This is a genomic window from Enterococcus sp. HMSC072F02, from assembly GCF_001837725.1.
GTDB classification, from domain to species: Bacteria; Bacillota; Bacilli; order Lactobacillales; family Enterococcaceae; genus Enterococcus_B; species Enterococcus_B lactis.
Genome location: NZ_KV833943.1, coordinates 79,378 through 92,272, shown reverse-complemented (window position 1 = coordinate 92,272; position 12,895 = coordinate 79,378). Strand labels below are relative to the sequence as shown.

Genomic DNA, 12,895 nt, shown 5'->3' with positions numbered 1-12,895 from the left:
ATCAATCAGTATTCTTGACTTTCATCTACGCGTCTATTCTACTGTCAATACTGGATAACAGCCCAATATTTGACTTTTTCCTCCGAGCATCTTGATTTCTTGGAGCGCATTCTCTACTAATGCCATTGGGCGGTCCAATAACAAATCGATTACGAAAAAATATTCTCCCAAGCTAGTTTTCAATGGTCGGGATTCAATCTTACTTAAGTTGATCTCCCGCCAGCCAAAAGCTGCCAGCATTTTATGAAGCATCCCTGGCCGATTAGCAGGCAGTGTCAAGATGACACTCATCTTTACTGGAACTGGCTGCTGGCTGGTCATCTTTCGGTCACCGACGATCCAAAAACGTGTCTGGTTCAACTCATTATCTTGGATATTCACAGCTAAGATCTCCAATCCAACATGCTGTGCTGTTTCTAATGAAGCAATCGCTGCTGCGTCTTCTTTCGGATGTTCTGCTACATACATTGCTGCAGCAGTTGTTGATTCTGTTGCTACTAAAGGAACATTAGGATAATGCGTTTCTAAAAACTGTTGTGATTGTGCTAGTGCTTGGGGATGAGAAAGGATTTTTGTAATCTTTGTTGCTGCATTGCCTAAAAGCTGCTGCTTGATAGGAAGAACGATTTCACTTTTAACTTCGACTTCTGGATGTTTGGAAAGAAGATCGATTGTGTGATGAACAGATCCTTCCAATGAATTCTCTACAGGAACGACAGCCAGATCCACCTGTTTGCGAAACAAAGCGCGCAAACAAGCAGGAATCGAAGCATACGCAGTCAATTGTTCTGTAGGAAATAGCTGGCAAGCCGCCTGATAAGTGAACGAACTTTCTGGCCCTAGATAGCTGACATTCATATGCTTTTGATCCTCTCTATAATGGTATCGATGATCTTTTCTGGTGTTTCATTGGTCGTGTTGATTCGAAGTGTCGCGCTCTCTTCATACCAGGAAAGTCGTTGTGCCAATAAGGCTTTTATTTCTTCTCTTGTTTTTCCAAGAGCTAACGGTCGAATAGACGTTTTATCTTGTTGGATACGATCGATTAGACAATCTGCTTCTGCCTCTAAGTAAAGAACAATTGGCTGTGTTTGTAAAAATTGCCGATTGGCAGCACATTGGACGATTCCTCCACCAGTCGCGATAATTTTATCTTCATTTGACAGCTTTCTTAAAACCTTTGACTCCACTTTTCGAAAGCTGTTTTCACCGTAATAGTGAAAATATTCGGCAATCGACAATTGGATATGTTCCTCAATCTTTGTATCTAAATCTACATACTCTTTTTGTAAACGTTGAGCTAACCCTTTACCGATCGTTGTTTTTCCAGCGCCCATGAAACCAATCAGCAAAATGCTAGCCATGAGCTTCTCCTCCTGACACAAGTTCTGCTAAATCATCGAAAAATGCCGGATAAGAGATTGAAACGGCTTCGGCTCCTTCTAGTTCGCAAGGTCCATCAGCTATCAAAGCAGCTACTTGCAGCATCATCCCGATTCGATGATCGCCTCTGCTAGAAACTTTTGCGCCATGCAGAGGTGTTGGTCCATGGATGATCAAACCATCTGCTGTTGCTTTTATCTTTGCTCCCATTTTTTGCAATTCTTCTGCCACCGCATCAATTCTGTTGGTTTCTTTTACTTTTAATTCTTCTGCGTCTTTAATGATCGTGATTCCTTCTGCTTGAGTAGCCACTAAAGCTAGAATTGGCAGTTCATCAATCAGACGCGGAATGATTTCTCCACCAATCGTCGCTTTCTTCAAATGACTCGTCTTGACACTTAAATCAGCCGATTGGTTCTGTTTATTGTGATTCGTCTGGGTAATCGCTGCGCCCATCTCCTCCAACACATCTAAGATACCTGTCCTTGTTGGATTGACCCCGACATTTTTTAACAACAGCTGGCTTTCCGGAACAAGAAGTCCTGCTGCTAGAAAGAAAGCAGCTGATGAAATATCACCTGGAACAGTGATCTGCTGACCGGTTAATTTTTGCGGTCCTGTCACCATGATTGTTTTATCTTCCACTGTGATCCTTCCACCAAATTGACGAATCATTTCTTCCGTATGGTTACGGGAACGTTCTTTCTCAACGATTACGGATGTACCTTCTGCTTGTAGTGCCGCAAACAGCAAAGCAGATTTGACCTGTGCACTAGCTACAGGCATATTGTATCGGATAGGTGATAAAGAGTGGGTTCCTGTCACAGTGATTGGTAAACACTGGTCATTTTCATTTCCTTGCAAGTCAGCACCCATCTCGCGTAAAGGCTCCATTACTCGCCCCATTGGACGTTTAGACAATGAAGCGTCACCGAACAGAGTCGTTGTAAAAGGCTGACCAGCCAAAATACCCATCAATAAACGACTCGTCGTACCGGAGTTTCCCATGTCGATGGGTTCAGTTGGTGGGACAAAGGAGTGGCTACCGCGACCATGAATCTTGATCACCTCTTCCTCTTCTTCGATTTCGACGCCTAATTGTTGGAAGGCATGTAAAGTACTCAGACAATCTTCTGCGCGCAAAAAATTTTGTATAGTCGTCGTTCCCTCAGCAATTGCTCCAAACATGATGCTGCGATGAGAAATCGATTTATCTGCTGGTATCCTAACAGTCCCTCTTAATCCATGTATTTGTTGTAATAATCGCATTTATCCAGCCTCCTATTTGATCCAGCAATGATAACTGGTATTAGACATAATGGTTCTTTTTGCTTGTAACAAATCCTGTTGATTTTTGAAACTGATTTGCAGTATCCCTAAAATATCTTCTCGCGTCTCTTGGATCTTCAAATTAATCAAAGAAACTCCCGCTTTTCCGATCAGTCCAGTTACTTCTGCAATAACGCCAGGCACATCTGGCACATCGATAAATAAATCAAAAAAGGCAGGGATTGCGCCTTGCTTATGGATAGGCAACTGGTCTCGACTTTCTTTTGCCCGATTGAAAAAAGAAAAGATTTCCGATTGGTTCTCAGTCATGATCCATTCTGCTATTTGTGTCATTTCTTGCTGCCAATCTGCCAATCGTTCCAATAATATCTGCTTATTGCTCAACAAAATATCTGTCCACATGACAGGATCCGAGGAAGCGATCCTAGTGATATCTCGAAAGCCTCCTGCTGCTAGTTGTTTGGCTCGCGGATATTCTTGATTGAATTGTTCTGCCTGATTGACTAAACCAGCTGCCAGAATATGTGGAAAATGACTTAGCATTCCTGTTATACGGTCATGTTCTCCTGCTGTAAGAGTCACATATTTTGCTTTGGTTCCGCAAAATAGTTCTTGCAGTTTTTCAACATCTTTTTTCGTCTTTTCCGAAGGTGTAAAGATGTAATAGGCATTTTCAAATAGTTTAGCATCTGCTGCCTGTATACCTGATTTGTGAGAACCAGCCATTGGATGTCCACCGACAAACCGAAGATTTTTCTGCTCAGCGGATGTCACGACTTGCTGCTTCGTACTGCTGACATCCGTAATGATGACGTGATCAGACAAGTTGATTCTTTCAAGGACATCAAGATAAGCTAAGGTTGTACGGACGGGAACGGCTAATAAGATAACGTCTGCTTGTTCTGCACCTGTTTCAAAATCATTTGCAACGTAATCAACGATCTGCTGTTCTACTGCTTGCTCACGGGTTTTTGACTGACTATCCCAACCAACTACTATCAGTTCTGGATTGGTCTGACGAATACAAAGTGCCATAGAAGCACCAATCAGTCCAAGCCCCACGATAAAAACATGTTGTGCCATCTTATTTGCCCCCTTTTTAGTAATGTTTCAAGTAGTCACGGTACTCCTTCACTGCAGCTTTCAACTCAACAAGCGAATCACTTGGGAATTTTGACAATAGCTCTGTCGCTACAACAGTGGCTACAACATTTTCCGCAACGACACTAGCTGCAGGAACTGCTGTACTATCCGAACGTTCTACACTTGCTTTGTAAGGTTCTTTTGTATCGATATCAACACTTTGAAGTGGCTTGTACAATGTAGGGATGGGTTTCATGACCCCGCGGATAATAAGTGGTTCGCCATTGGTCATTCCGCCTTCGAAGCCGCCTAGATTATTGCTACGTCGGAAGTAGCCTCGTTCTTCTTCCCATAAGATCTCATCCATCACTTCTGATCCTGGTAATGATCCAGCAGTGAATCCGACCCCAAATTCAACTCCTTTAAAGGCATTGATACTAACCACAGCTTGCGCGATTTTGGCATCTAGCTTCGTGTCCCATTGTACATAGCTTCCTAATCCAGCTGGAACGCCTCCAACGAGCACTTCTACAATTCCTCCGATCGTGTCTCCATTTTTCTTTGTCTGATCGATCAGTTCTTTTATTCTTTGCTCGACTGCTGAATCAACAACCCGTACTTCTGATGCTTCAGAAATTTCTTTGATTTCTTGAATGGAGATATTTCCAGGTATTTCTGCTTGGATTCCACCAAGACAAATCACGTGTCCGGCTACGATGATGTCAAGTTCTTCCAGAATTTTCTTGGCAATTGCGCCGATTGCTACACGCATGGTCGTCTCTCTTGCAGAGGACCGTTCAAGCACATTCCGAAGATCTCGATGATGGTATTTCATACCGCCTACCAAATCCGCGTGTCCTGGACGCGGACGTGCAACTCGCCGCAGTGATCGGTCTTTTTCAGGTACTTCTGCTACAGACATGACAGTTGTCCAATTTTTCCAATCTTTATTTTCTACCACTAAAGTGACAGGTGAACCAATTGTTTTGCCGTGACGGATGCCAGACGTGATCCGAACACGGTCTTTTTCGATCTTCATCCTTCCTCCTCTGCCGTAACCAGTTTGTCTGCGAGCGAGTTCGTAATTGATTTCTTCTTCTGATAGAGGTAACCCTGCTGGTAGTCCTTCAATAATCGCTGTTAATTCTGGTCCATGGGATTCTCCCGCAGTCATATAACGCATCTTACAGTCCTCCTAAGTAATCTTTGAATGTCTCTGTGGGAACAGGTACGATTTTTGCTTGCCCAATCTTTTCTAGCAAGATGATATTCAATTTGCTTCCTCTTGCTTTCTTATCATGGGTTATCGCGTGGAATAATTCCTCTGGATGACTTAGATCGTAAGTAATCGGCAGGTGGAATTTTTGGAGTATCCTTTCTAATGCAGCTGTCGATCCAGTTGGAGACAAGCCGATTTTTTCTGCATGAGAAGTGATGGCTACCATTCCAATAGCTACTCCTTCTCCATGACTGACTACCCCATATCCTGCTGTATTTTCAATTGCATGGCCAATTGTGTGACCAAAATTTAAAATAAGTCGATTTCCTTGGTCAAAGACATCTTCTTCCACTACTTTTTGCTTGATTTTCAACGTAGCAGTGATGATTGGAACAGCATGCTCTAAAAGATCTTTTTCGTCTTTCAGCTCATTCAGCTGTTGCCAAAGCATTGCATCTGCTATAGCTGCTGATTTGATGATTTCAGCGATCCCTTCTCGTAAACGACGTACCGGCAAAGTCTTTAGAACCTCAGGATCAATCAATACGCCAGCTGGCTGGCTAAATGTTCCGACAAGGTTCTTCGCTTTGTTTGTATTGACTGCTGTCTTCCCACCGATACTAGAATCTACTTGTGCAAGTAGCGTAGTCGGAAGTTGAACAAAATGGATCCCACGCATGAACGTTGAGGCCACGAATGCGGCTAGATCACCCACCATTCCTCCACCAAGTGCAAGTATTCCATCGCTGCGGGTAAAATCATTATCTGCCAAAAAATCGTATAACTCAGCTGCTTGTTCCAAAGATTTACTGGTCTCACCCGCCGGTACGATTGAAAGGACTGGTTCAAAATCAGCTTGTCTCAATTGGAACATGATTTTTTCCGCATACAGTGGAGCAACGTTGGTATCAGTGATTACAGCTACTTTTTGAGGCTTCCAAATCGTTTGAAGCCATGATCCAGCCTGTTCTAGTGCACCTTCTTCAATATGAATATCGTATTTCTGGTTATCAACATGTACAGTAAGCATTCGTTTCACTTCTTTCTTTTAAAAAGCTGGCATTAATCGAGTGTTTGGATCTTTTCCATTGCTTCTTTCATGATCGTCACTTCTTTCATCATGCGTGAGTAAGTCTTTTCATTCAACGATTGGGGACCGTCTGACCAAGCATTTGCAGGATCAGGATGAATCTCTACGATCATGCCATCTGCCCCGCTTGCCACACCCGCACGGGCCATTGGTGGTACAAGATCCCAAATACCTGTACCATGACTTGGATCAACGATCACAGGGAAATGAGTTAATTTTTTCATCAATGGGACAGCACTTAAATCAAACGTATTACGTGTAGCTGTCTCGTAAGTCCGAATCCCACGTTCGATAAAAATGACAGGAGATTTGTCTTCGACTGCAATGTATTCTGCAGCATTAAGCCATTCATTGATCGTACCAGAAATCCCACGTTTCAATCCAACAGGTTTACCTATTTTGCCGACAGCAGATAGCAGTTTGAAATTTTGCATATTACGTGCGCCAATCTGTAGGATATCGCTGTACTCAGCCACCATGTCGATATGTCCTTCATCCATCACTTCAGTAATCACTTTCATTCCAAATTCATCAGCCGCTTGACGGATGTATTTCAATCCTTCTTCTTCTAAACCTTGGAAAGCATATGGAGAAGTACGTGGTTTGAAGGCACCACCTCGCAGAATTTTTGCGCCCCCGGCTTTAGCCATCCGCGCACATTCTCTGATTTGGTCTAATCCTTCGATAGAACAAGGACCAGCCATCGTCACAAAACTGCCGTCACCGATTTTTACTCCGTCTACATCCACGACTGTATTGCCAGGATGGAATTCTCGAGAAGTCAATTTGTATGTGTTCAAAATACGCACAGCATTTTCTACTCCTTCGTAGCGTGTAAATGCTCCTTCTTGTAAACTTCGCGTATCACCTTTTAGTCCAATCACTACTCGTTCTGTTCCTTGATCGATTGAGACTTTGAATCCTTCTTTTTCGATATGATCGACGACTTTTTTTACTTGTTCTTCCGTTGCTTCTTTTTTCATAATTACTATCATTGTTTTTCCCGCTTTCTTTTGTTTACTTATCTATCTTGGCTGATTTTCTCTACTTTTTCAAGGTGGTTTTACATAAATTCCGACTAAACGACCGTGTCCTATTGTTCTCATTTTCGCTCCTTCTTTCCTACTTATGAACCGGATAATCAACAAAAAAAGATGTCCCTGTAGGAAATTGCCTCTACAGTGAACATCTTCAACGAGCCTTAAAAAGCGCTGCAAAAATATAAAATAGCCACTATAGATGAATTTCTCTACGTGGCTGTAAGTCGTGTTTAAAAATCTTTAGCCATCATAGATACAAACTTGGTTTGTTTGTACCCACGAAGTCATGAATACAAACCTATCTAAAATAGCTAAAGTAATACGTATTCAGTTTTGTAAGTTTTCTAGATTTCATAAAAAATCGCTCCAAACTGATGTAAGAATTGTACCTAGTATAGACATAAAAAAATCGACTGTCAATCATTTTTGTGAAACTTTTTTTAATTTTCTGATAGTTAACTTTATTTTTCAGAAAAATAACAATTGGTTTCATTGAAGAAAATAGTCATGAACAAAAGATTCTGAGAACTTTTTTGCTCGCTTGTTCATGACGTATCTTGTTCATGACGTATAGAATAAAGCAGCTTTGTCTTGTAAACTCTGTTTTTCAAATAATAATCTAAAGATCGCTACTGGATAATAAAGCTGATTTCATGGTCCTCTTCGCCGCTGATGCGATAAGGTGACTCAACATCCGCTCCCCAGCTATTGATACCCCCGACTCCTCTTACTTTTGCAAAAATCGTAAGAACCGTTCGTCTTTCTGGCGGTAGTTCTTCTATATGTGTCGCCTGTTCCAGTTCTTCTGCTTTGAATGGTAAAGCGGAAAAAGCAAATGGCGTATCCTGCTGTTCAAATCGCAACGAAAAGTCTTCTTGATCTTTGTCCGTATTATCCAATGTTTGATTTCTTGTCAGTTCTATCCATTTCGTTTCCATATGCATACCGCATTCTTGGGGAACAAGATATGGAGGGATAGGGAGTCCTTCCACTTTATAAATACCTTCGATACCACCAGCCAGCCGATCCGGATATGTTTCCCCTGATAAACCCTCATACTCAAAGAATTTTGCTTTTGTTGGCATAATGAACCTTATACCCAATGCTGGTAATTCCGGCAACCCTTTTTGTCCAACATAATGCATTTTAACAAGCATTTTACCCTCTCCAGCAATTTGGTAGGAAATTGTCACTTGTGTTTTTGGTACTGTGTTGATTTCCAGTGTAAAAATGATTTCAACTGTTCCAGCGTATTCATTACTTGAATATTGATTATTTACTGGAGCAATCGGCAAATCGATCTTTTTATTGTCCACCAGTACTTCTATTTCTTTGACTTTTGGATACAATCCGGCTCCTAACCACATACCAGATTTAAATCCAAATCCGCTACCTCTGTCATTATCGGTCGTTGCCCGCCAAAAAACTGGAAGTGTTTCCCGGTATAGCCATTCTTTTCCGTTTTTATTGAGCGATTCTAGTCCGCCTCTTGTATAAGAAAAAATATAATGCGTATTCCCCGATTTGACACCTAATGTACAGTCGCCGAAGACGATTGCAACTTTTTCTGTCTCCATATGACTTTTATTTACTGTATTTTTCATAATAATATCTTACCTCCTGCATGGCGGGTTTTTCTTGTCCATCTGCAAAAACGATTCCATTCCCTGAGAATTCATAGTCACTTGGTTTATCGTCAAAGTCACCGCCATAGCGCATCACTTCTCTACCAGTGATTGGATCAGTCACTTGGATCGCCTGATCTTTAAAATCCCATATATAGCCTCCTTGGTACATTTCATAACGATCAAGCAACGTCATGTAAGAATCCATTCCACCTAACGAATTCCCCATGTCATGCATGTATTCACATAAGATGAACGGTTTTTCCGCTTTATTTTCAAGGTAGTCAACGATCTCTTCTGGTGGCGCATACATGCAGCTTTTTACATCTGAAATCGAATCTTCGAATGCTGGATTTGGAAAATTCCCTTCATAATGAACAAGTCGATCCGGGTCTACTTTTTTGAAGTAATCGTTCATTTGTCGAATGTTTTCTTCCGCATAGGATTCATTTCCAAGAGACCAAAAAAGAATGCTTGGATGGTTTTTTAATGTTTCGAAATTCGTTTTTGCCCGATCAAGAACAGCAGATTGCCACTGAGGTACTGCACCTGGCACGTTGTAAGAAGGCTCAAATGCACCCATTTTTTGCCATGAGCCATGGGATTCGAGGTTCGTTTCCGCCATCACGTGGATACCTGCTTGGTCGCATAAATAATACCAAGTGATCTGGTTGGGGTAATGAGATGTCCGTACGCCGTTGATCTTTGCATTTTTTATGATAGCCAAATCTTTTTCCATATCTTCTATAGTGATGGCGCGTCCTTTTTTTGGATGCCACTCATGTCGATTTACCCCGTTGATGATCATCCGTTTTCCATTGAAGTATATGATTTTATCTTTGATTTCGATTTTACGAAAACCGAAGGAATAGTTAATATACTCCGTTACTCTTTTTTCTTCGTCTATCGTCTCCAATTCAAGCTTATATAAATTGGGCTGAAAATGCCCCCACAATGCCACGTTTTCAAATCCATCGATCCGAATCGTCATTTGTTCTTTTAACGGATATTGCTGTTGATAGATTTCCTTCCCCTCAGGATCTAGTATCGCTACATTCAGCTGACTGTTTTTGGCTACTTGCTCAAAAGACAAATCTACTTCAAGTTTACCATTTTGACATTTGTCATCTAAGCGAGGTTTGATCCAAAGATCTTCTAAATGGTTTTGTCCTCGAGCAACTAAGAAGACCTCTCTGAAGATCCCAAAAAATCGGAAAAAGTCCTGATCTTCCAAGAATGCAGCTGTACTTCTTTTGTAAACCTCCACAGCTAGAATATTTTCTTCTTCCAAATAAGGTGTTAAATCAAATTCAGACGGAGTGAACGAATCTTCGGCATAGCCGATAAAATGACCATTCAACCAAAGGAACATTGCTTGTTCTACACCAGCAAAATGTATCGAGATTTGTTTTCCCTTTAGACCTTCTTCTAATCGAAAAGTCGTCAAATAGGACCCCACCGGATTGTCTTTAGCAGCTGAAAATATCCCTTCCGCCTCTTTCTCAGGGCTTGTCGTGAAAGGGGGACGGCGAAATACATGTCCCTCCCACGGATACATCGTATTGATGTAATGGATCTTGTCATAATTTGCTAATTCAATATGACTAGGAACAGTGATTTCATCAAAAGAACAGGCATCAAAATCTTTTTTATAAAATGTTTTTGGACGTACCGAAGGATTTGGCGAATAACAAAAACGCCATGTTCCATTTAAAGACTGTTTAAGGGATGATGTGGTTTCTACTTCTTCCCTTGTTGCATAGCAAACATGATCACTATGCGCATTTGATTGGTTCACTCTAAAAACTTGTGGATCATCTAACCATTTTATATTTGCTTTCATACTTTTTTCCTTCTCTCTCATAACTTTTTGAAATGAAGCAGCTCTGTTTGGAAATCACCTTGAAAATCAGGGAAGTAAAGTCCGACTGTCATCAATTCGGCCCCCGAAAATAGCCGCTTCGAGGTCTGTTCCTGATAAAGTGCCTCATCATCTAACCCCAACAGATATACTTCATGGAACGTTGGTTGAGCTGAAGCTAGTATCCTCCCTAAAAACACAATAGCTTCATCTTGTTTAGGAGACACAAACATCCATGCGACAATATTTTCTTCAAAAGGACTCGCCAAACGATAATAATGGCCGTACTGGATCACGGGACGAATCGTTTGATAGGATATAATTTGTTCTTTGACTTGCTTTTTTTCTTCAGGAGACAGCTTTGTCAAATCCAGTTCATAACCAAAAACAGCGCTCATAGCTGTTTCTCCTCTTGTTTTCAACGAAGTAGATCTGCCAGTCTGATGATTTGGTACAGCTGATACATGAGCCGTGATGGACGAAATCGGATAAGCAAGACTTGTTCCATATTGGATTTTCATACGCTCCACTGCATCCGTGTTATCACTTGTCCATGACTGCGGCATATAATAAATAAAACCAGCATCAAACCGCCCACCTCCACCAGAACAGCCTTCCCATAAGATTTCCGGATAATCAGCTGTCAAATGTTCGAGTAGTTCATAAAGCCCAAGCATATAACGATGCGCTACTTCTCCTTGTCTAAGTGGGTCAAGGGTAATCGAATAGATATCTGAAAGCGAACGATTCATATCCCATTTGATGTAGTCAAGAGGAATCGTGTCTAAAATCTTTCTCATTTGTTTCTCAATCGTCTGCCGAACATCTAACCTTGTAAAATCCAGTACATGTTGTGATCTGGAAGCAGAAGGCATTCTACCTGGCACCTGCATAAGAAAATCAGGATGTGTTCGATACAGTTCAGAATCAATGGAGATCATTTCTGGTTCAAACCATAAACCAAATTTCAATCCTTTGCTATGAGCATAATCTGCTATTTCACGTAATCCATTTGTCAACTTGCCTTTATACTCGAACCAGTCTCCTAATGAAGAATTGTCCGCATCTCTTTTTCCAAACCAGCCATCATCTAATACGAACATTTCGATGCCTAGCTCCTTTGCTTCATCAATGATCGCCTTGATTTTTTCACTATTGAAGTCAAAGTAAGTGGCTTCCCAGTTATTGACAAGAATCGGCCGTTCAGCAAATTGATGACGACCTCTTGCGATTCTTTCACGTAGCAACTCATGGTGGATCTGACTCATTTTGTTCAATCCCTGACTTGAGTAAGAAAGGATCATTTCAGGTGTTTGAAAAGACTGATTTGCATTCAATTCCCACGAAAAACAATGGCTGTTGATCCCACCGACGACTCTCAATTGATTGATCTGATCTTTTTCAAGTTCGAAAGAATGGTTGCCGGAATAAACAAATTGAAGTCCAATCGCTTCTCCAGTATTTTCTGTCGTATGATGATGAACTAAAGCAATAAAGTTATTCATATGGTGACTGCTCGTTCCTCGACGGCTTTCAAATACTTTTGTTCCAGATAAAAGAGATTGCCGTGAGATCTGTCTTTCATTGACATGTGCTCCTGGCAAAGCAATGACTTCATCAAATCGCCTAGTATGGGCAAAATCTAACTGGAAACTAGCTGCTTTTTCTAGTTTGATTGTTTCTCTAGTTTCATTTCTTATCTTTACAGATCGTGTGATCACTGCTCTATCACTAAATATGGTATAGAACAAATCGAAATAAATCGCTGTTTCTCTATCCTTAAGTGAAATCACCAACGTTTGTGCCTCTGACTTGTCTAGCACATAAGTTTGAGGCAAGCCTTCGATGTCTGGCTTCCCATCTGTAATATAATGACTATCATATCTCAGATCCAGTAAGTCTGACCCATTCTTGCGCTGAATGATCGATGCGGGCGTTCGAAAGTCCATGCTGCCATGAGAAGAGTATTCTTGTGGTAGTGTATCTTTCGACAGAGACCGGTCAGGATTTAAGGGAATATTTCCTGAAAATCCACGATCTCTTCGGGGATAATTTTTATTGTCTTTGTACTGCTTGACTGGTTTGCCAAAATAAATATGCGCCAATACATTGCTCTCTTCTATCTTTATCAGATAAGAAAGAAATGTATTTCGTAAATGGAATACTCGGCTCTTTTCATCAAATAAGATGAAATTTTTTTCTGTTTTTTTATGGGTAATATCCATCATTTCACTCCCACCAAAACGGAAACCGTTTACTTTTTTTATAATTCCTGTATACTGTTTACTAAACAATTTTGTCAAT

General features: G+C 41.1%; 10 protein-coding genes. All 10 read right to left on the bottom strand.

Annotated features, from left to right (window positions below; all coding sequences use genetic code 11):
* Positions 1 to 33: 33 nt before the first annotated feature.
* On the bottom strand, positions 34 to 858 hold the full coding sequence (gene pheA / locus HMPREF2731_RS05445; RefSeq protein ID WP_002292021.1) for a prephenate dehydratase: 825 nt from the start codon (positions 856 to 858) through the stop codon (positions 34 to 36).
* Positions 855 to 1,364 (bottom strand): shikimate kinase, encoded by a 510-nt coding sequence (locus tag HMPREF2731_RS05440; RefSeq protein ID WP_002292022.1) that lies wholly within the window; start codon positions 1,362 to 1,364, stop codon positions 855 to 857. The genes pheA and HMPREF2731_RS05440 overlap by 4 nt, the downstream gene beginning before the upstream one ends.
* Entirely contained in the window at positions 1,357 to 2,652 is a 1,296-nt protein-coding gene (gene aroA, locus HMPREF2731_RS05435) for a 3-phosphoshikimate 1-carboxyvinyltransferase (RefSeq protein ID WP_070872506.1), read from the bottom strand. Before aroA ends, HMPREF2731_RS05440 begins: the two co-directional genes overlap by 8 nt.
* A 12-nt stretch (positions 2,653 to 2,664) precedes the next feature.
* Positions 2,665 to 3,756: a prephenate dehydrogenase gene (locus HMPREF2731_RS05430; RefSeq protein ID WP_070872504.1), complete on the bottom strand. Its 1,092-nt coding sequence runs from the start codon at positions 3,754 to 3,756 to the stop codon at positions 2,665 to 2,667.
* Between the two features lie 16 nt (positions 3,757 to 3,772).
* The gene (gene aroC / locus HMPREF2731_RS05425) at positions 3,773 to 4,939 is read right to left on the bottom strand and encodes a chorismate synthase (protein WP_002292025.1); all 1,167 of its coding nucleotides are present in this window, start codon (positions 4,937 to 4,939) and stop codon (positions 3,773 to 3,775) included.
* Position 4,940: 1 nt separating this feature from the next.
* A complete protein-coding gene (gene aroB / locus HMPREF2731_RS05420; RefSeq protein WP_070872503.1) occupies positions 4,941 to 6,005 on the bottom strand; it encodes a 3-dehydroquinate synthase in 1,065 nt (354 codons plus the stop codon).
* 32 nt (positions 6,006 to 6,037) lie between these two features.
* Complete coding sequence (gene aroF / locus HMPREF2731_RS05415) at positions 6,038 to 7,060, bottom strand: 3-deoxy-7-phosphoheptulonate synthase (RefSeq protein WP_070872501.1); 1,023 nt, start codon at positions 7,058 to 7,060, stop codon at positions 6,038 to 6,040.
* 674 nt (positions 7,061 to 7,734) lie between these two features.
* Positions 7,735 to 8,709, bottom strand: coding sequence for a beta-galactosidase small subunit (locus HMPREF2731_RS05410; RefSeq protein WP_070872498.1), 975 nt, complete (start codon positions 8,707 to 8,709; stop codon positions 7,735 to 7,737).
* The gene (locus HMPREF2731_RS05405) at positions 8,690 to 10,573 is read right to left on the bottom strand and encodes a glycoside hydrolase family 2 TIM barrel-domain containing protein (protein ID WP_025477234.1); all 1,884 of its coding nucleotides are present in this window, start codon (positions 10,571 to 10,573) and stop codon (positions 8,690 to 8,692) included. The genes HMPREF2731_RS05410 and HMPREF2731_RS05405 overlap by 20 nt, the downstream gene beginning before the upstream one ends.
* Before the next feature lie 17 nt (positions 10,574 to 10,590).
* Positions 10,591 to 12,816 (bottom strand): alpha-galactosidase, encoded by a 2,226-nt coding sequence (locus HMPREF2731_RS05400; protein ID WP_070872497.1) that lies wholly within the window; start codon positions 12,814 to 12,816, stop codon positions 10,591 to 10,593.
* Positions 12,817 to 12,895: the final 79 nt, after the last annotated feature.

Excerpts from the sequence above, each read along its gene's own strand:
- pheA (WP_002292021.1), bottom strand. The coding sequence starts at position 858 with ATGAATGTCAGCTATCTAGGGCCAGAAAGTTCGTTCACTTATCAGGCG.
- aroA (WP_070872506.1), bottom strand. The coding sequence starts at position 2,652 with ATGCGATTATTACAACAAATACATGGATTAAGAGGGACTGTTAGGATA.
- HMPREF2731_RS05430 (WP_070872504.1), bottom strand. The coding sequence starts at position 3,756 with ATGGCACAACATGTTTTTATCGTGGGGCTTGGACTGATTGGTGCTTCT.
- HMPREF2731_RS05400 (WP_070872497.1), bottom strand. The coding sequence starts at position 12,816 with ATGGATATTACCCATAAAAAAACAGAAAAAAATTTCATCTTATTTGAT.
- HMPREF2731_RS05440 (WP_002292022.1), bottom strand. The coding sequence starts at position 1,364 with ATGGCTAGCATTTTGCTGATTGGTTTCATGGGCGCTGGAAAAACAACG.
- aroB (WP_070872503.1), bottom strand. The coding sequence starts at position 6,005 with ATGCTTACTGTACATGTTGATAACCAGAAATACGATATTCATATTGAA.
- aroF (WP_070872501.1), bottom strand. The coding sequence starts at position 7,060 with ATGATAGTAATTATGAAAAAAGAAGCAACGGAAGAACAAGTAAAAAAA.
- HMPREF2731_RS05405 (WP_025477234.1), bottom strand. The coding sequence starts at position 10,573 with ATGAAAGCAAATATAAAATGGTTAGATGATCCACAAGTTTTTAGAGTG.
- HMPREF2731_RS05410 (WP_070872498.1), bottom strand. The coding sequence starts at position 8,709 with ATGAAAAATACAGTAAATAAAAGTCATATGGAGACAGAAAAAGTTGCA.
- aroC (WP_002292025.1), bottom strand. The coding sequence starts at position 4,939 with ATGCGTTATATGACTGCGGGAGAATCCCATGGACCAGAATTAACAGCG.